Annotated in this window: 13 protein-coding genes and 2 tRNA genes; 10 read left to right on the top strand and 5 right to left on the bottom strand. The window is 47.3% G+C overall.

The annotated features are described in order from the left end of the window. Positions 1-33 precede the first annotated feature (33 nt). Positions 34-1,941: a selenocysteine-specific translation elongation factor gene (selB, locus tag ACKU35_RS14735; RefSeq protein ID WP_319760291.1), complete on the top strand. Its 1,908-nt coding sequence runs from the start codon at positions 34-36 to the stop codon at positions 1,939-1,941. 125 nt (positions 1,942-2,066) lie between these two features. Continuing rightward, complete coding sequence (locus tag ACKU35_RS14730) at positions 2,067-2,600, top strand: hypothetical protein (protein ID WP_319760289.1); 534 nt, start codon at positions 2,067-2,069, stop codon at positions 2,598-2,600. 66 nt (positions 2,601-2,666) lie between these two features. Here ACKU35_RS14730 and ACKU35_RS14725 read toward each other — a convergent pair. Both ACKU35_RS14725 and ACKU35_RS14720 read right to left on the bottom strand, forming a co-directional pair. Then, positions 2,667-2,742 (bottom strand) — tRNA-His (locus ACKU35_RS14725). 43 nt (positions 2,743-2,785) lie between these two features. Further along, positions 2,786-2,861, bottom strand: a tRNA-His gene (locus tag ACKU35_RS14720). Positions 2,862-3,177: 316 nt separating this feature from the next. On the opposite strand from ACKU35_RS14720, the gene murA reads away from it, so the two are divergent. The 5 genes from murA (at position 3,178) to metG (ending at position 11,131) form a co-directional block, all read left to right on the top strand. After that, entirely contained in the window at positions 3,178-4,431 is a 1,254-nt protein-coding gene (gene murA / locus ACKU35_RS14715) for a UDP-N-acetylglucosamine 1-carboxyvinyltransferase (RefSeq protein ID WP_319760287.1), read from the top strand. Positions 4,432-4,491: 60 nt separating this feature from the next. Further along, entirely contained in the window at positions 4,492-6,852 is a 2,361-nt protein-coding gene (locus ACKU35_RS14710; RefSeq protein ID WP_319760285.1) for a DNA internalization-related competence protein ComEC/Rec2, read from the top strand. A gap of 122 nt (positions 6,853-6,974) precedes the next feature. Beyond that, positions 6,975-7,373, top strand: a complete 399-nt coding sequence (locus ACKU35_RS14705) for a response regulator (RefSeq protein WP_319760283.1) — start codon at positions 6,975-6,977, stop codon at positions 7,371-7,373. 242 nt (positions 7,374-7,615) lie between these two features. After that, positions 7,616-8,947, top strand: coding sequence for a regulatory iron-sulfur-containing complex subunit RicT (gene ricT / locus ACKU35_RS14700; RefSeq protein WP_319760281.1), 1,332 nt, complete (start codon positions 7,616-7,618; stop codon positions 8,945-8,947). Between the two features lie 243 nt (positions 8,948-9,190). Continuing rightward, entirely contained in the window at positions 9,191-11,131 is a 1,941-nt protein-coding gene (gene metG, locus ACKU35_RS14695) for a methionine--tRNA ligase (RefSeq protein WP_319760280.1), read from the top strand. Between the two features lie 79 nt (positions 11,132-11,210). Here metG and ACKU35_RS14690 read toward each other — a convergent pair whose 3' ends face one another. Genes ACKU35_RS14690 through ACKU35_RS14680 form a run of 3 tightly spaced genes read right to left on the bottom strand, consistent with a single transcriptional unit; the run spans position 11,211 to position 12,088 of the window. Next, on the bottom strand, positions 11,211-11,444 hold the full coding sequence (locus ACKU35_RS14690; protein ID WP_319760279.1) for a SlyX family protein: 234 nt from the start codon (positions 11,442-11,444) through the stop codon (positions 11,211-11,213). A gap of 56 nt (positions 11,445-11,500) precedes the next feature. Then, on the bottom strand, positions 11,501-11,767 hold the full coding sequence (locus ACKU35_RS14685; protein WP_319760277.1) for a hypothetical protein: 267 nt from the start codon (positions 11,765-11,767) through the stop codon (positions 11,501-11,503). Between the two features lie 48 nt (positions 11,768-11,815). Further along, complete coding sequence (locus ACKU35_RS14680; RefSeq protein WP_319760275.1) at positions 11,816-12,088, bottom strand: FeoA family protein; 273 nt, start codon at positions 12,086-12,088, stop codon at positions 11,816-11,818. Positions 12,089-12,259: 171 nt separating this feature from the next. On the opposite strand from ACKU35_RS14680, the gene carB reads away from it, so the two are divergent. From carB to ACKU35_RS14665, 3 genes are all read left to right on the top strand, one after another. After that, entirely contained in the window at positions 12,260-15,493 is a 3,234-nt protein-coding gene (carB, locus tag ACKU35_RS14675) for a carbamoyl-phosphate synthase large subunit (RefSeq protein ID WP_319760273.1), read from the top strand. A gap of 75 nt (positions 15,494-15,568) precedes the next feature. After that, positions 15,569-16,957, top strand: a complete 1,389-nt coding sequence (gene purF / locus ACKU35_RS14670; protein ID WP_319760271.1) for an amidophosphoribosyltransferase — start codon at positions 15,569-15,571, stop codon at positions 16,955-16,957. Between the two features lie 27 nt (positions 16,958-16,984). Further along, positions 16,985-17,518, top strand: a complete 534-nt coding sequence (locus tag ACKU35_RS14665) for a zinc/iron-chelating domain-containing protein (protein ID WP_319760269.1) — start codon at positions 16,985-16,987, stop codon at positions 17,516-17,518. The last annotated feature ends 1 nt before the right edge of the window (position 17,519 follow it).

Genomic DNA, 17,519 nt, shown 5'->3' with positions numbered 1-17,519 from the left:
CCGGCCGCCGGAGGCTTCTTAAAAGGAGCATAGATGCCAGTAGTTATGGGTACTGCCGGTCATATCGACCACGGTAAGACCAGCCTGATTAAGGCGTTGACCGGAACGGACTGCGACCGTCTGGCCGAGGAAAAAAAGCGTGGTATCACCATTGAGCTTGGTTTTGCCAGCCTTGATCTCGGAGATGATGAGCATCTGAGTATTATTGATGTTCCCGGCCATGAGAAATTTGTTAAAAATATGGTTGCCGGGGCAGCAGGTATTGATTTTGTGTTGCTGGTTATTGCCGCTGACGAGGGTGTTATGCCCCAGACCAGTGAACACCTCGAGATATGCACTCTGCTGGGCATAGAGAAAGGTTTTGTGGTCCTGACCAAGGCTGACATGGTCGATGAAGACTGGATGGAGATGGTGCAGGAAGATGTGCGGGAATTTCTCGCGCCGAGTTTTCTGGCTGATGCTCCTATTCATGCCGTTTCTTCACATACCGGGCAGGGGCTGGAGGAACTGCGTGCCGAGATCGCCGGTTTCATGAAAAATTTTTCCCCGAAACGCAGGACCGATCTGGCTCGTCTGCCCGTGGACCGTGTGTTTACAATGAAGGGACATGGTACTGTTGTGACCGGTACCCTTATTTCAGGACAGCTTTCGGTTGGGGATGACGTCGTTCTCTACCCGAAAATGACCGAGACCAAGGTGCGCAGTCTGCAATCGCATGGTGCTAGTGTTGAGGTTGCTCCGGCAGGACGCAGGACAGCCATCAATCTGCACGGGGTTGAGGTTGAGGATGTTGAAAGGGGCGAAGTGCTGGGACGTCCGGGAACTCTTTTCCCGTCTACAGTCTGGGATGTGGAACTTACCTGTTTGCCGTCTTCACCCAAAAGTCTGAAACACCGCAAGGAAATCCATTTTCACCACGGCTCCAAGGAAGTGATGGCCAAAGTATATTTCCTTGATCGTGAAAAGCTTGAAAAGGGCGAAAGTGCTGTATGTCAGGTCCGTTTTGATAAACCCATGACCGGTGTTTACGGTGACCGGGTGGTGCTGCGGTCATTTTCTCCTTTGCGCACAATTGCCGGGGGCAGCATAATCAATCCGCTTGGTCGGAAAGTGAAACGGTTTTCAGATGATGTGAAGCGTCTGGAGTCGTTGATTGAAGCTGAGCCGGAAGATTTGGTTCTTACTCATCTTGATCTGGCAGGTAGGACTGGTCTTACTTTTCAAGAGCTTTCCATATTAACTAACGTGGCTTCTAAGCCGCTCGAGAAAATGCTCCAGAGCATGGGTGGACAGCAGAAGGTGTTTCTTTATGATAAGGAAAACCGCAGCTATGTCTCCGGCACTCATTATGAAAATCTGGTGCAGGGCCTTTTGAACTACCTTGAAGAATTTCACAAGAACGATCCTATGAAACCCGGGGTTTCTCGTGGTGAAATAGGTTCTTCCTTTGGTAAGGGGTTGCCGGATAAGCTGTTTCACTCCATTGTAGAGCGTTTGCTCAAGAAAAAGGAGATAGTTGCGGCCCAGGAAATTCTGCATTTGCCCGGTCACAAGGTTTCGCTTGCCTCGGATCAGCAAAAGCTGCGTGATACCCTGATGGATATCTATGAAAAGGGCGGGCTTACTCCGCCCAACTTGAAAGATGTTCTTGAGCCTCTGGGACTGGTCTTCAAGGAAGCAGCTCCGGTATACAGGCTCCTTCAGGATGAAGGGGTGCTGGTTCGTATCAAGGATGAAATGTATTTTTCAAGATCGGCGGTGAATGGCCTGAAAAAGATACTTGAAGACTATTTTGCGGAGAATGAAGAGCTCGGACCACAGGATTTCAAGGCGCTGGTCGGGCTGTCGCGGAAATTTTCCATTCCATTGCTTGAATATATGGACAAAGAAAAGTTTACCATAAGAGTCGGTGATACTCGTAAGCTACGCAAGCAGAGTTAAGCTCGTTTCTAAGGCCCGGATTATGAAAGTCCGGGCCTCTTTTTGTTTTACTGGCTGTAAATTATTTGTGGTGGTATAATCTTACAGGTTTATGAAAACAAATTTTAATATGATGAGAGACTGGCATGCGCAGAAAAATTTATTCATTACTGGCCGTGATGTTTTTCGTGATTCTTATGAATACTGTTTTTGTTTCTTCTGCCGGGGCCGGTGATGCCGAAGAAATTTTAAGTTTGAAAAACGAAATTATTCAAAAGCAGAATGAAAGTAAGCTTGGACTACAGGAATTTACCCTTTGCTCAAAAATTTTGAATTACGCATCGTTTTATCCTTTAGCGGATAATAAGATTAAACGCGGAACTAATCTATTATTGTACTACGAGCCCATTAACTGGTTCACATCCACTCAGCAGGGCAGGTATGAGTTCTATCTTACGCAGGATGTAATGCTTGAAACTGCTGCGGGGGAGATCCTCTTCGAGCGTGAGGGACTTCTAAGCATGCACTACAATACGGGAAAGCCGGTTCTTGATATCTATATGACTAATGATTTTAATCTGGGGCAGCTGCCGGAAGGTAAATACCGGTACATTATTGAGCTGCATGATATGATCAGCGGGCAGAAACTTAAAAAAGAGATCGTTTTTGAAATTATATAGCAGCTAAAGATATGGTTCGGAGTCGCAAAATAAAAAAGACCGGAAATTTTCCGGTCTTTTAAAATATGGGGTGAGTGAAGGGACTTGAACCCTCGGCCACTTGGGCCACAACCAAGTGCTCTACCAACTGAGCTACACCCACCTTAAGAAGGGGTCAGAGATTCCTGATCCCTGAAAATGTCAAATGGGGTGAGTGAAGGGACTTGAACCCTCGGCCACTTGGGCCACAACCAAGTGCTCTACCAACTGAGCTACACCCACCGCGTGTGAGAGGTGTGTTTAACTAAGCTGGGTGCGATGGTCAAGAAGTTTTTGAAAAAAAGGTTATTTTTCTCGTATTATGGAAAGTCCGCAAGTTTGGAGGATGATTAACTTGTTTATAAAGCACTTTTTGATCTTAGCAGGAAAATAGGTTACTTCCATATTCACTATTTATGCAATTTATGAGATGAGAATTCCGATATTAATTAATAGCTGATTCCAACCTTCCGGGATTCCAATAGTCCTTTTTTTTGGGGACTACCGGAGGTTAAATAATTTGAAAAGAAACGCATAGCGCATCAACATAGGAATTGAGATGGATAAATTAGTAATTGAAGGCGGAGTTTCCCTTCACGGGCCTATCAGGGTCAGTGGTTCTAAGAATGCGGCCCTGCCGATACTTCTGGCTTGTATTCTTCCGGAAGGCCCGGTGAGCCTGACCAATGTTCCTCGTCTTCGGGATATTCATACTACACTCAAGCTGCTCGATATTCTCGGATGTGAGACTTCTTTTGACGGAAATGACGTCAGCAGCGAGGTGAAGAACCTTAAGATTGAAGCCCCGTATGATCTGGTTAAGACCATGCGTGCCTCAGTGCTCTGTCTCGGTCCTTTGCTGGCTTTGAAGGGTGAAGCTAAGGTCGCTCTGCCCGGCGGTTGTGCTATCGGCGCACGCCCTGTGGATCTGCACCTGACCGCATTTGAGCAGATGGGAGCTTCCTTTGATCTTGATTCCGGCTACATTCACGGTAAATGTGATAAGCTTAAGGGTGCGCATATTCATTTTGATTTCCCCACTGTGGGCGGTACTGAAAACGTGCTTATGGCCGCATCTCTTGCTGAAGGTGAGACAATTATTGAAAACGCTGCCCGTGAGCCTGAAGTCGTTGATCTGGCAAATTTCCTCATCGCCTGCGGAGCCCGGATTTCCGGTCAGGGTACCAGCATAATTACCGTGCAGGGTGTCTCCTCACTTAAAGGGTGCAAATACAAGGTCATGCCGGACCGTATTGAAGCCGGTACTTACATGGTCGCTGCCGCAATGACTGACGGAGAACTTCTGATCGAGGATTGCCCGTTTCAGGAGCTGGATTCCGTTGTGTACAAGATGAGCAAGATGGGAGTCTGGATGGAAGAAGAAGAGGGCGGAGTTCGCGTTCGCAGGACAAACGGACTTATCTCCGGCGTGGACATCACCACTCAGCCGTATCCTGGTTTTCCCACTGATATGCAGGCTCAGCTTATGACCCTGATGTGTCTTGCAAATGGTGCCGGGACCATTGAGGAAAAGATTTTTGAAAATCGTTTTATGCATGTGCAGGAACTGGTGCGTATGGGCGCAAATATCAAACTCAAAGGCCGTACCGCTATGATCCGCGGAGTTGAAAAGCTTGCCGGTGCCCCGGTTATGGCTTCCGACCTGCGGGCGAGTGCCTCCCTTGTTGTTGCCGGGCTGGCAGCATCCGGACGGACCGATGTTCAGCGTATTTATCATCTTGATAGGGGATATGAAAATCTTGAAGATAAGCTTTCGGCGGTGGGCGCAAGGGTCTGGCGCGAGAAAGAGTAATAGAATAACCGTGTGATGAGTACGGTTAATGAAAATTTAATCTCAGAAAGCAGGTCCGGGATGCCGGGCCTGTTTTTTTGGGAGATTTTAATCCCCGCTTTTGTCTTCGGCATACTTTCCATTAAATGGATGGTTCCCTCTCTGGCCGCTCTGCTGATCTGCCTGTTTTTTATAATTATATCCCGCCCTGAAAAGGGTACGGTCCTTTTGTTGCTTTTGCTGTTCGGCTTAGGACATTGGTATGGAAATTTTTCGTTGCCGACGCAAGGCATTGCCATACCTGATTGGATGGCTGCACGTGAGAAGGTTCAGCTTAGCGGAACAATTCACAGCATCAAAGGGATGCCGGGAAAGCAGCTTAAAATACTTCTTGAGAATGTAACCTGTAACAGTACCGATGCTCAGACCGAACTCGATGGATTTCTGAACTGGACGTGGGCCGACCCTGCACAATTGCCCTATGTCGGGCAGCAGGTTTCTCTGAAGGCAAGGGTCAAGCCGATTCATGGATTCCGAAACAACGGACTCTGGGATTATGATTTTTACTGCCGTACCAAAAATATCCGCTACCGGACTTACGCCCGTGGACTGATAAAAAACGGCGGCTTAAAGCCTTATTCTCCCGGAAATTTGCAGAAGCTGCGGACCTCCCTGCGTGAACATATCTTAAAGAACGCTCCTCCCACTCAGGGCGGGGCCATCTTTCCTGCGTTGCTTACCGGTGACCGTTTTTTCCTTTCACACGAGACTGTAGAACTAATTCGCAGGGCCGGTGTTTCACACATTCTGGCCTTGTCCGGCCTGCATGTGGGATTCATCGTTGCCATGGGGTTTGGGCTGGCATGGTTGGCGGGGGCTGTCTATCCCCGGATATATCTGCGGATTCCCCGTATGCGGCTGGGAGTCCTTTTTTCCATTCCTCCGGTGCTTCTATATCTGTGGCTCGGGCAGTTCAGTCCCTCGCTGCTGCGTGCGGTTGCCATGTTCGGGTTCTGGGGATTGTTCATGTTCTTCAACCGGGGCAGGGTGCTTCTGGATGGCTTATTGCTAGCCGTACTTTTGATTTTAGCAGTGTCTCCGCTAAGTGTATTCGATCTTGGATTTCAGCTTTCAGTACTGGCTGTGGGCGGGATTGCCCTGTTCTATCCCTTATTTTTAAGATTCATGCCGTCCGGTCCGGGACTGCGGTACAACGCGATAAGATCTGTCGCGGCTCTGCTTTACATCAGCATCTGTGCCAATCTCACCCTGATGCCTGTGCTGGTCTGGAACTTCGGAGTGATCACACCGAATCTTTTATTTAATATTTTGTTCGTGCCTGTTCTGGGCATGTTTATCCTGCCAGTCTGCGGGGTCGGCGGATTGATCGCATCATATTTCAGCCCTTTTATTTCAGGTAAATTATTTGCCGCCGGAGCCGGGACATTCGAGTGGTTGCTTGAACTTGTCCGCTGGGCGGATGATTCCGGATTTCTGCCGGAATATGCTTTTTACCGTCCTCATTGGGAAGGTATACTGGTCTATTATTTGATTCTGGCCGCGATATTCTTCTGCTGGCACGGTAGAAGTAAAAGGGCTTATATCCTGCTGCTTCCGGCTGCATTGCTACTCTGCCTTCGGGGATACGATTCCGCAGGGCCGGAGCGGGTTCGGATGGATATCCTCGATACCGGACAGTCGCAATGCGTGGTTATAAGCGGCCCGGATGGGTCGCGGACAGTCGTTGATGGCGGTGGCGGTTTCGGGTGGAACTTTGATATGGGCTGGTCCATTGTGGGGCCGTGGCTTGCTTACGGCCATCTGCCGCATGTTGATAATATCTTTATGACCCACGGAGACCGAGATCATGCCGGAGGGCTTGCTTTTCTACTTGAGAAATTTTCAGTGGACCGCTTTTATTTTAACGGCGATATACCCAGCGGCAGGACAGGGAAGCGTTTTAAAGCCGCTTTTGAACGTAACGGTATTCATCCCGAGGTTTTGTTCAGTGGTGCTGTAATCACGCTGGAGCCGGGATTGATCATGGAAGTTACACATCCAGCAGCCACATTTAAGGGCAGCCGTAATGACCGGTCCCTGTATCTTCGGCTGATCTGGAATGGGCATCCGTTGCTTTCCATTTCAGGCGATCTGGACAAAAAGGGATTAAAGGCGGTTCTTAGCAGCGGGCATGATCTTTTTTCTCCTGTGCTGGTTCTGCCGCATCATGGTAGTTCAGGCTCTTATTCTCCTGAATTATATGAAAAAGTAAATCCACAAATTGCTTTAGCTGCCTGCGGTTTCTTGAATAGATATGATTTTGTATCTAAAAAAGTTAAACAAGAGCTGGATAAAAAACTTATTCCACTTTATACAACCTCTAAACAGGGCGCTCTGACCGTGGAATGGTCCGCTGACGGTCAATTAATTACTGCTCCGTAAGATTAAATATTTTTTATTATAATTTGAGTGTGTAAACTTGATTTTCATGTGCAAAAGTGCCAATGTCTTTCCATTGCCCGTAGTATGTGTGTGAAGCCATAAGATTCTGGAGGTTTGCCTGAATGCGAGTGCTGATCGTTGATGATGATTTTTATTGCCGCAATATGTTGCATGAGATCATGAAACCATATGCACAATGCGATATTGCCGTGAATGGTGAGGAAGCTGTTTTTGCCTTTAAAAAGGGGCTTGAGAACGGCAACGCATACGATTTGGTTTGTCTGGACCTCGTAATGCCGGAGATGGACGGCCAGCAGGCTTTGCGTGAAATCAGGTCCATAGAAAAAGATTTTGATGTTGAGGAAACAAGCGGTGTAAAGGTTATTGTCACAACCATGCTTGATGACCGCAAAGAAACTCATGATGCTTTTTTTCTAGGCGGAGCCACTTCTTATCTGGTTAAACCGATTGAAGAAGATAAGTTAGTAAAAGAGCTGAAGAATCTCGGCTTTTCTGTATAAATAGAAACTGAATTGCTTGAAAGGTAATTTTAGTTTTAATATATATATTTTTCCCGTTAAATATGGGGTAAATCCGCGGCATTTGCTGCGGATTTTTTTTGCTAAATATTAAAAATTGTATTATTCTGGGTTATTAGAAAAAACTGCTGGAATTGAAGTTCCGCTGGAAGTGGTTTACTGTACTTTCTTCATATCAAGTTTTATCCGCGCGCAGGTGCGGTTTTATATAAGGTTTTTTTATAATGTCACAGATTTTAGGCGTTAAGTTTAATGATTTCGGTCAGATATATTATTTTTCGTCCGGACCTTTCGTTGTACGGGAAGGTCATTCAGTCATAGTTAAGACTGAGCAGGGCATGGGACTTGGTAAGGTCTTTGTTGTACAGCAAGATCTGCCGGAGGAAGTCACTGAGGATTCCATAAAGACAATTTACCGGCTTGCGGGTGAAGAAGATCTTGCGGCCGATGCAGAAAACAGGGAGCTTTCCCGTGCTGCACACAGGTTCTGCAAGGATTGCATAGACCGTCAGAAGTTGGAAATGAAGCTTGTGGACGTGGAAGTCTTTTTTGATCGCAGCAAAATGATTTTTTATTTCACCGCTCCGGGAAGGATTGATTTTCGTGAGCTGGTCAAGGATCTGGTAAAGGAATACCGTACACGCATTGAATTGCGACAGATCGGTGTCCGTCACGAAACCCAGATGCTGGGAGCCATTGGTAACTGCGGTCAGATATGTTGCTGCCGTCGTTTCATGCGTAAGTTTATGCCTGTAACCATCCGAATGGCTAAGGAGCAGAACCTTTTTCTCAACCCGACCAAAATTTCCGGAATCTGCGGAAGGTTGCTTTGCTGTCTGTCGTTTGAGCAGGATAACTATGAGGACTTTCATCGTAAAAGCCCAAAAACAGGCAAGAAATATAATACGATACATGGAACGGTAAGGGTTGCACGGACTAACTTTTTCAGAAACACCCTGACTGTTGTACCTGAACAGGGCGAGGAGATTGAAATTTCGCTCGATGATTGGCCGGATGTGCTTAAAAGTCCCGGTCAGGATCGTGACGTTACTCCTGATTCTCAAGATGGTGAACCCCGGCGTGGACGTCCCGGCGACAGGGACAACAAGGGCGGTGACGGCAACGAGGGAAGACCTCAGCGTTCACGTCCTGAACGTGGTCGCCCGAAACCGGAGAGAGGGCGTTCATCACGTCCCAGACCGGAGCGGTCCAAGTCTGATAAACTAAAATCAGATCGTCCTAAACCTGAACGCAGACCGGCCAATCGTGCAGACGAGCAGCCAAAAGGTGAAGAATCCGGGCACGAAAAGGAAATACGCGAAAATGTAAGTACAGAAAGGCGTAAGGATGATTCTCAGCAGGAGCGCCGCAAGCGGCCTCCTAAAAAGGAACGTCCCCAGAATAAGCCGGAGCAGGATAAAAAATCCTCTTCTTCCCCCAAATCCGAGGAAAAGGATGAGTCCGGTTCCCCTAAATCCGGAAAGCCTTCAAACCGCCGTCGTCCTTCAAGGCGCAGGCGTAAACGTAAACCTTCCGGACCACGAAAGAGCAAATAATATTTTATAGTTCGGACCAGTTGAATAATATTGGTCCGAACTTAGTTGCTTATCTTCGTGTTCTTCGCTATATGCGTTCTGCCTATGAGCGCAAATCAAAAAAAGCGGCCGGATGAAAAATATTTTTCTCACCCGGCTGTTAAGTTTTTATGCTGTATTCACATCGGATTCTGTATTCGATAAGTTTTTTTAAAAAAGACTATTTATATCCGATTGTTATCACCATAACAGGAGTGACTGATTTTGGATTCGTTTTTTATTACAACTCCCATCTATTACGTTAATGCTAAGCCGCATCTCGGCCATGCCTATACAACAATTCTTGCTGATTCCATGAACAGGTTTCACAAGCTGCTGGGAGATGAAACTTTCTTTCTCACCGGAACGGATGAGCACGGTGATAAGATTGTGCAGGCTGCGGAAAAAGGCGGCCAGACACCCCGTGAATACGTCGATGAAATAAGCGCTCTGTTTAGCGGCCTCTGGCCCGGACTGCAGATAGAAAATGACGATTTTATCAGGACCACTCAGCAAAGACATATCGAGTGCGTACAGGAAGTCCTGCAGAAAGTTTACGATAAAGGTGATATCTATTTCGGTGAATACGGCGGTCATTATTGCTTCGGTTGTGAGCGTTTTTATACCGAGAAGGAACTTGTTGACGGCAAATGCCCGCAGCATGAAACTGTTCCTGAATATATCGCAGAGAAAAACTACTTTTTTAAAATGTCCAAATACCAGGACTGGTTAATTGGACATATCAACGCTAATCCCGATTTTATCCGTCCGGAAAGATATCGCAATGAAGTCCTGAGTCTGCTCAAGTCCGGCGCATTGGAAGATCTCTGCATTTCCCGACCCAAGAGCCGCCTCGAATGGGGTATCGAACTTCCCTTCGATAAGGATTTCGTGACTTATGTGTGGTTTGATGCACTCATTAACTACATTACAGCTCTTGAATATCCCGAAGGCGAAAAATTTAAAAAATTCTGGCCTAAAGCTAACCACCTTGTGGCCAAGGATATCCTTAAGCCGCATGCTGTCTTTTGGCCGACAATGCTCAAAGCCGCAGAGATTGAACCGTATCAGCATCTGAATGTTCACGGTTATTGGCTTATCAAGGACACCAAGATGTCCAAATCCTTGGGCAACGTAGTTTCCCCGCTGGAAATGGCGGATAAATACGGTGTAAACGCCTTCCGTTACTTCCTGTTGCGTGAAATGGTTTTCGGTAATGATTCCAGCTTTTCAGAAGAATCTCTTGTCGGCCGTCTCAATGCTGACCTCGCCAACGATCTCGGAAATCTGTTCAGCCGAACTTTGTCCATGACGCATAAATACTTTGACGGCAAAGTTCCTGATCAGGGTGATGAGGCTGATGAAGATTGCGAAATCAAGGGTCTCGGACGCAAGGCTATGGCCGAGTTTCAGAATAATTTTATGGACTCTAAATTTTCCCGCGGTCTTGAAGGACTTTGGGAGCTTGTGCGCGGTCTGAATAAATACATTGATACCACTCAGCCGTGGACGCTCTACAAAGAAGAGAAAATGTCCCGCCTTGGTACCGTGATGTATGTTCTGCTCGAAAGTATGCGCAAGATCGCTATTCATCTCTGGCCGGTTATGCCTGAAGCCAGTGAAGCTATGCTTGAACAGCTGGGAATCCAGTTTTCTCCTGAAAAGGTAAACCTGCAGGGTGAAATTGACGTCTGGGGTCTGCTTGATCCCGGTACCGAAGTTGCTAAGAAATCAAATCTTTTCCCGCGTGTGGAATTGCCCAAGGAAGAAGAAGCTCCCAAGAAAAAGGAAGCCAAGAAATCCAAGAAGCAATCCAAGCAGGCTAAGGAAGAAATTCCCGGAGTTATTGAGTTTCCCGATTTTCAGAAAGTGGATATGCGCGTTGGCACAGTGCTTTCTGTTGCAAAACATCCTGACGCAGATAAACTGCTGCTGGTCAAGATTGATACCGGCGATGATGAGCCGCGTCAGGTTGTGGCCGGTCTTGCTGAATTCTTCAAACCTGAAGATCTGGAAGGACGGCAGGTTGTCGTGGTTGTAAACCTTAAGCCTCGCAAACTGCGCGGTGAGGTTTCTCAGGGCATGATTCTCGCTGTACGCAACGGTGAAGAAATGCAGCTGTTGAGTGTTTCCGCACCAGTAGGAAATGGATGTAAGGTTTCGTAGAAGGGAATCTTTATATAGAATGTTCAAAGCCCCGGACTCTGATGAGTTCGGGGCTTTTTTGCGTCAGTTAATAAAAAAATTATACATGTCCGTAATGGGGTGGCGGAACATCATCCTGCGGTGAAGCATGTGCTACGGCATCCTTGAGATCTTTCATCTGCATGACCATCAGCTCTAATTTCTTTTCAAGATCGCCGATTTGTTTTTGCTGGGCAATGATGAATTTATTGAGTTCTTCGACATTCTGATCCTGAAGCGCGAGCGCGGTTTCAAGACTTTCTATTCTTTCTTCTATGGATTTTGTTTTGCTCATAACCTGAAAATGCCAGAAGGGCGGGGCAAAGGCAAATAAATAGAGACTGGAAAAGTTTATGCCTTTGTTTTTTTAGGCAGATCGTAGGGAACATCTGTGCCGTTAATGACCAGATTAACTACCCGGCCTTCGGTGCGTTCAACGAATTCTTTGTAATCTTTCAGGGAGTTCAGGGTATCGACAGTATCCTGCGTATTAGACCAGACTCCTTGGGAAGCCTTCAATTGGTCATGAATTTTTTTCATCTCGAGGATCGTGCGTGAGTACCACGTCCCATCGTTGGCAAGAATTTCAAGGGATTGCCATTTTGCATCTGATCCCATGGCTTTTTCCTCTTGATTTGTTTGGCAGACAGTTAAGTTGTATGTAAACTAGAAAGCACTGCATTTATCGCAGTCGCATACCGGGATAGCCAGAATCTTTTTGGTCATTTCATGGCCGAGGGCAAATTGTGATCTGCGTACACGGATATTCATCCTACCGTTACTGCTGATTATATCTACGATTGTTCCCGGTATAATGCCCATGGAAAGAAGTCTGCTGCGACAGCATTTTCCTCCTTCAAAACCGGTTACTCGTACCGACATACCGGATTTGTAACTGGATAGGGGGCGTCCTTTTATTGTATTTGCCAGTGAATGCATTGCAAATGAAATTTAAAGTCAGTTGTGCAATTTGTCAATGGGATCGAAGTGATTATCATACAAATAAGGTCGGCAACTTCTGCTTGCTCATCTGCGAGGAATGTTTTATGAGTTTCAGTCTCACCCACAAGTCCTAACGCCAATATTTCAAACCATTATTGGATGGAGTTCATGCCTAAACGCACTGATATTAAGAAAATTATGCTCATCGGATCCGGGCCGATCGTTATCGGTCAGGCCTGCGAGTTTGACTATTCTGGAACTCAGGCTCTCAAAGCCCTTAAAGAAGAGGGGTATGAGGTTGTCCTCGTCAACTCTAACCCCGCAACCATTATGACCGATCCCGTTCTGGCGGATCGAACCTACATTGAACCCATCGAACCCGGCACAATTGCTAAAATTATTGAAAAAGAAAGGCCGGATGCTCTGTTGCCCACATTGGGTGGACAGACCGCACTGAATACCGCTCTTGCTGTTGCGGAGATGGGTGTGCTGGATAAATTCGGTGTGGAACTGATCGGTGCATCTGTTGATGTTATTGAAAAAGCGGAAAGTCGTGAACTTTTTCGCGCAGCAATGGATAAAATCGGGCTCAAGGTTCCTACCAGTCGTATCGCCCGCAATCTTGATGATATTCGCCGCTGTGGTAAGGAAATAAGCTTTCCCATCATTATTCGTCCCGCATTCACCCTTGGTGGAACAGGCGGTGGCGTGGCCTACAACATGGAAGATCTGGAAAAAATCGCTATGAAGGGGATTTCCGCCAGTCTTCAGAATGAAGTAATGCTTGAGGAATCAATCCTCGGCTGGAAAGAGTATGAGCTTGAGGTCATGCGTGACCGCAAGGATAACTGTGTGATCATCTGTTCTATCGAGAATATTGATCCCATGGGCGTTCATACCGGTGACTCCATCACCGTTGCTCCTGCTCAGACTTTGACTGATGTGGAATACCAGATGCTTCGCGATGCGTCTCTTGCCATCATGCGTGAGATCGGTGTTGAAACAGGCGGTTCAAACGTACAGTTTGCAATCAACCCTGAAAACGGCGAGCTGGCCATCATTGAGATGAATCCGCGCGTTTCCCGCTCTTCCGCGCTTGCTTCCAAAGCTACCGGATTCCCCATCGCTAAAATCGCGGCCAAACTGGCTATCGGTTACACCCTTGATGAAATCCCAAATGATATTACCCGCGAGACAATGGCTTCCTTTGAACCGACCATTGACTACTGTGTAATCAAGATTCCCAGATTTACCTTTGAGAAGTTCCCCGGTGCCGAAGATTTTCTGACTACCGCCATGAAGAGTGTAGGTGAAACCATGGCAATCGGCAGAACCTTTAAAGAATGCCTGCAGAAGGGACTGCGTTCCCTTGAAGTGGGCATGCCCGGATTCGGTAAGGTTTTCGAGCCCTGCGAAATTGATCGCGATAAACTGGTTGGCCTGCTGCGCAAACCTAATTCCAAGCGAATCTTTTTCCTGCGTGAGGCTTTTCTTGCCGGAATGACCCTTGAGGAAATTTTCGATATCACCAAGATTGATCCCTGGTATCTGCACCAGTTTGAAGATCTTGTTACTTTTGAAAAGGAACTCAGGAAGTTCTCACTTGAAACCGGACTTTATTCCGGTGATGAGCGGGTTCCGGCCATGTTCAAGAAAGCCAAGGAATACGGTTATTCCGATCCTCAATTGGCGACCATGTGGCGTGAAACCGAAAGGAATGTCAGAAGTTTCAGAAAAGAACTCGGCCTGATTCCGACCTATTATCTGGTTGATACCTGCGCCGCTGAATTTGAAGCTTATACCCCGTATTTTTACTCCACCTACGAACCCGGTCAGGAAGCGGAGAGCATGCCGGAACGTAAGGTCATGATCCTCGGCGGTGGACCTAACAGAATCGGACAGGGTATTGAGTTCGACTACTGCTGTTGTCACTCCGCATTCGCGTTGGAAGACATGGGAGTAAAATCCATCATGGTCAACTCCAACCCGGAAACCGTTTCTACTGACTACGATACTTCAGACAGACTCTATTTCGAGCCGCTTACTTATGAAGATGTGCTCAACATCATCGAGTTTGAAAAGCCTGAAGGCGTTATCGTGCAGTTTGGCGGACAGACTCCGCTCAACCTCGCTATCCCGCTGCTTCAGGCCGGGGTAAAGATTCTGGGAACTTCGCCGGATGCGATTGACCGCGCTGAAGACAGGGAAAGATTTCAGGCCCTGCTCCAGAAGCTGGATCTCAAGCAGCCGCAGAACGGAACAGCCATGTCTCTTGATGATGCTAAAACCATCGCCGCGCGTCTGGACTATCCGCTGGTTCTCCGTCCTTCCTATGTCCTTGGTGGACGTGGAATGGATATCGTCTACAGTGACGAAGAGTTTGATTCTTATTTCCGCGAAGCTACGGTGGTATCACCGGAACATCCTATTCTCATTGATAAGTTCCTTGAGAATGCTGTTGAAGTCGATGTTGATGCCATTTCAGATGGTGATCAGACTTATGTGGCCGGCGTAATGGAACACATCGAAGAAGCCGGAATTCATTCCGGTGACTCTGCCTGTGTCTTGCCCCCGCATACTTTGAGCGATGAGATAGTAAAGGAAATTGAGCGTCAGACTGTCGCCCTTGCTGAAGAGCTGGAGGTTGTCGGGCTGATGAATATCCAGTTCGCGGTTAAGGATGGCGATATATACATTATCGAGGTTAACCCTCGTGCTTCCAGAACCGTACCTTTTGTCAGCAAGGCTACCGGTATCCAGCTTGCTAAGATGGCTACCAAAGTTATGCTCGGCGAAAAGCTTAAAGACCTTGATCCCTGGTCCATGCGCAAAGAAGGGTTTTATTCCGTTAAAGAAGCGGTCTTCCCCTTTAACAGGTTCCCCGATGTCGATGTGATGCTCGGACCTGAAATGCGTTCCACAGGTGAGGTTATGGGAATGGATTATACCCCGGGACTGGCTTTTATGAAGGCTCAGCTCGGTGCGGGAATCCAACTTCCCCTTGAGGGCACAGTCTTTATCTCTGTTAAGGACCGGGATAAGGAAGCGATTCTGCCCACGGCCAGAAATTTTGAGAAGATGGGATTCAAGATTCTGGCTACCGGAGGAACGGCCGATTACCTGTTTGAACAGGGAATTGCCACCAAGAAAATTCTTAAAGTCAACGAAGGTCGACCGCATGTTGTCGATTACATCAAGAACGGCGAGATTGACCTGTTGATTAACACGCCTTCCGGCAAGCAGACGGTTTCTGATTCAAAAGAAATCAGGCAGACGACTCTGCTTCACGGGCTGGCATATACAACGACTGTCGCGGGTGCCCATGCCATGAGTCTGGCAATTGAGGAACGACGCGGCAAGGGACTTGATGTGCAGTGCTTACAGCGCTACCACAACATGTAGGAAGTTAATAATCATTAATAACGGACCGGGCTTACAGCACGGTCCTTTTTCCTTTTTTAAGCAAGAGCAGGAAAGATGAAAAAAGAATATTGCGGATTGTTCGGTATCTACGGACATCCTGAAGCAGCAAGAATGACCTATTTCGGCCTTTACGCCATGCAGCATCGCGGACAGGAATCTGCCGGGATCGTAACCTGGGATGGAACTTATATCCGTGAACAGAAAGGTATGGGCCTTGTCGCTGATGTTTTCAATGAGCGTCATCTGGGTAAAGAACTTAAGGGTGATATTTCCATCGGGCATATCCGGTATTCCACAACCGGTGCCTCGCTGATTAGAAACGCACAGCCCTTTCTTGTTAAATTCGGTGATCTGAATCTGGCAATCGCTCATAACGGGAATCTCGTGAATACTCTTGAGCTGCGCAAGGAGCTTGAAGCACAGGGATCTATCTTTCAGACCACAATGGATTCCGAGGTTTTTGTTCATCTCATAGCCAAGAACCTCAACGGTAACACCATTGAAGATGCGGTTATGAAGGCCTGTCGCAAGGTTAAGGGTGCATTTTCGCTGTTGATTCTGGCCAATGATAAAATGATTGCGGTTAAAGATCCTAATGGATTCCGTCCGCTGGCTATTGGTCGCGTAGGTGATAATTACACTTTTGCATCAGAGACTTGTGCATTTGATCTGATTGATGCTGAAGAAATCCGTCCGCTTAATGCCGGTGAAATGGTTGTTGTGGACGGAGGCAAGCTTACTTCCTACACATATTGTGAAAGCGCTCCTAAGCGTCAGTGTATTTTCGAGCTTATTTATTTTGCCCGTCCTGACTCTACTGTTTTCGGCGAAGTTGTTTATGAACGCCGTAAAAAAATGGGTGCGGTGCTGGCCGGAGAACAACCGGTGGACGCTGACTTTGTAATGCCGTTTCCTGATTCCGGTAACTATGCCGCAGTCGGTTATTCACATGAATCAGGTCTGCCCCTTGAGCTGGCGATGATCCGCAACCACTACGTGGGCCGTACTTTCATTCAGCCTTCGCAGGATATGCGTGACTTCAGTGTTCGGGTTAAGCTCAACCCGGTTAAATCCATGATTAAAGGCAAGAAAATCCTGATCGTGGAAGACTCCATTGTGCGTGGAACAACCACACGTACCAGAGTCAAGAAGCTGCGTGAACTCGGTGCCCGTGAAATTCATATGCGGGTCAGCTGTCCTGCAATCCGTTTTCCCTGCTACTACGGTATCGACTTCTCCTCGAAGGGAGAGCTTATTGCCGCTAACAGTACCGAAGAGGAAATTGCACGTTTTCTCGGCCTTGATTCCCTGCATTACCTGTCCATAGACGGGCTGCTCAGCTCAGTGGAAGAAAAGGATTCATATTGCCTTGCCTGTTTCAATGGCGATTACCCGATTCCTCCCTGCTCAGGATATGGAAAAATGTGTCTTGAGAATAATTAATCTATTTTCCGGGAGTATTTAAGTATCATGAGTGATCCTTTTGTTTGCGCGAGATGTGCCGAAAAGGGAAAGACATGTTGTGAATTGACTCCCGGTACCGAGGAAGTTTGTTTTCCTGTCTCTGATTATGAACGGGAGCGCATTCTGGAATGCGCTCCCGATTCCGGAGGATTTGTTCTGCAACTGAATTCTCCGCTTTTTATCGAAAATTTGCTCAAGCTTTTCCCCGGTCAGCGCCGAACAGTTAAAGAGCTTTTTCCGCCGGGCGGAATGCATTATCGGCTTGAAGTTGATTCCGGGGGAAAGTGTTTGTTTCTCGGCAGCGGAGGATGCGTTATCCCTAAGGAAGCCCGGCCATTGTATTGCCGGCTTTTTCCTTTTTGGACCGATGAAAGTGGACGGATCACTTTGCTTGAGGTTGAAAGCTGCCTTGCACAACAAGAAAATAAAACTCCGGGTAAGCTTTTTAAGACACTCGGGATTAGTCAGTCGGAAGTGCGCGAGTTGCACAGTCAGTTACGGATTGCATGGGGCTTTGCCGCTCACGTTGATAACGGATGAG

The organism is Maridesulfovibrio sp. (assembly GCF_963676065.1).
Taxonomy (GTDB): Bacteria; Desulfobacterota; Desulfovibrionia; order Desulfovibrionales; family Desulfovibrionaceae; genus Maridesulfovibrio.
This window is presented reverse-complemented; position numbering and strand designations above follow the sequence as displayed.

Coding starts and splice junctions, on each gene's coding strand:
- ricT (WP_319760281.1), top strand. CDS start 7,616: ATGTCACAGATTTTAGGCGTTAAGTTTAATGATTTCGGTCAGATATAT.
- ACKU35_RS14730 (WP_319760289.1), top strand. CDS start 2,067: ATGCGCAGAAAAATTTATTCATTACTGGCCGTGATGTTTTTCGTGATT.
- ACKU35_RS14690 (WP_319760279.1), bottom strand. CDS start 11,444: ATGAGCAAAACAAAATCCATAGAAGAAAGAATAGAAAGTCTTGAAACC.
- selB (WP_319760291.1), top strand. CDS start 34: ATGCCAGTAGTTATGGGTACTGCCGGTCATATCGACCACGGTAAGACC.
- ACKU35_RS14710 (WP_319760285.1), top strand. CDS start 4,492: ATGCCGGGCCTGTTTTTTTGGGAGATTTTAATCCCCGCTTTTGTCTTC.
- purF (WP_319760271.1), top strand. CDS start 15,569: ATGAAAAAAGAATATTGCGGATTGTTCGGTATCTACGGACATCCTGAA.
- ACKU35_RS14685 (WP_319760277.1), bottom strand. CDS start 11,767: ATGGGATCAGATGCAAAATGGCAATCCCTTGAAATTCTTGCCAACGAT.
- ACKU35_RS14705 (WP_319760283.1), top strand. CDS start 6,975: ATGCGAGTGCTGATCGTTGATGATGATTTTTATTGCCGCAATATGTTG.
- murA (WP_319760287.1), top strand. CDS start 3,178: ATGGATAAATTAGTAATTGAAGGCGGAGTTTCCCTTCACGGGCCTATC.
- ACKU35_RS14680 (WP_319760275.1), bottom strand. CDS start 12,088: ATGCATTCACTGGCAAATACAATAAAAGGACGCCCCCTATCCAGTTAC.
- carB (WP_319760273.1), top strand. CDS start 12,260: ATGCCTAAACGCACTGATATTAAGAAAATTATGCTCATCGGATCCGGG.
- ACKU35_RS14665 (WP_319760269.1), top strand. CDS start 16,985: ATGAGTGATCCTTTTGTTTGCGCGAGATGTGCCGAAAAGGGAAAGACA.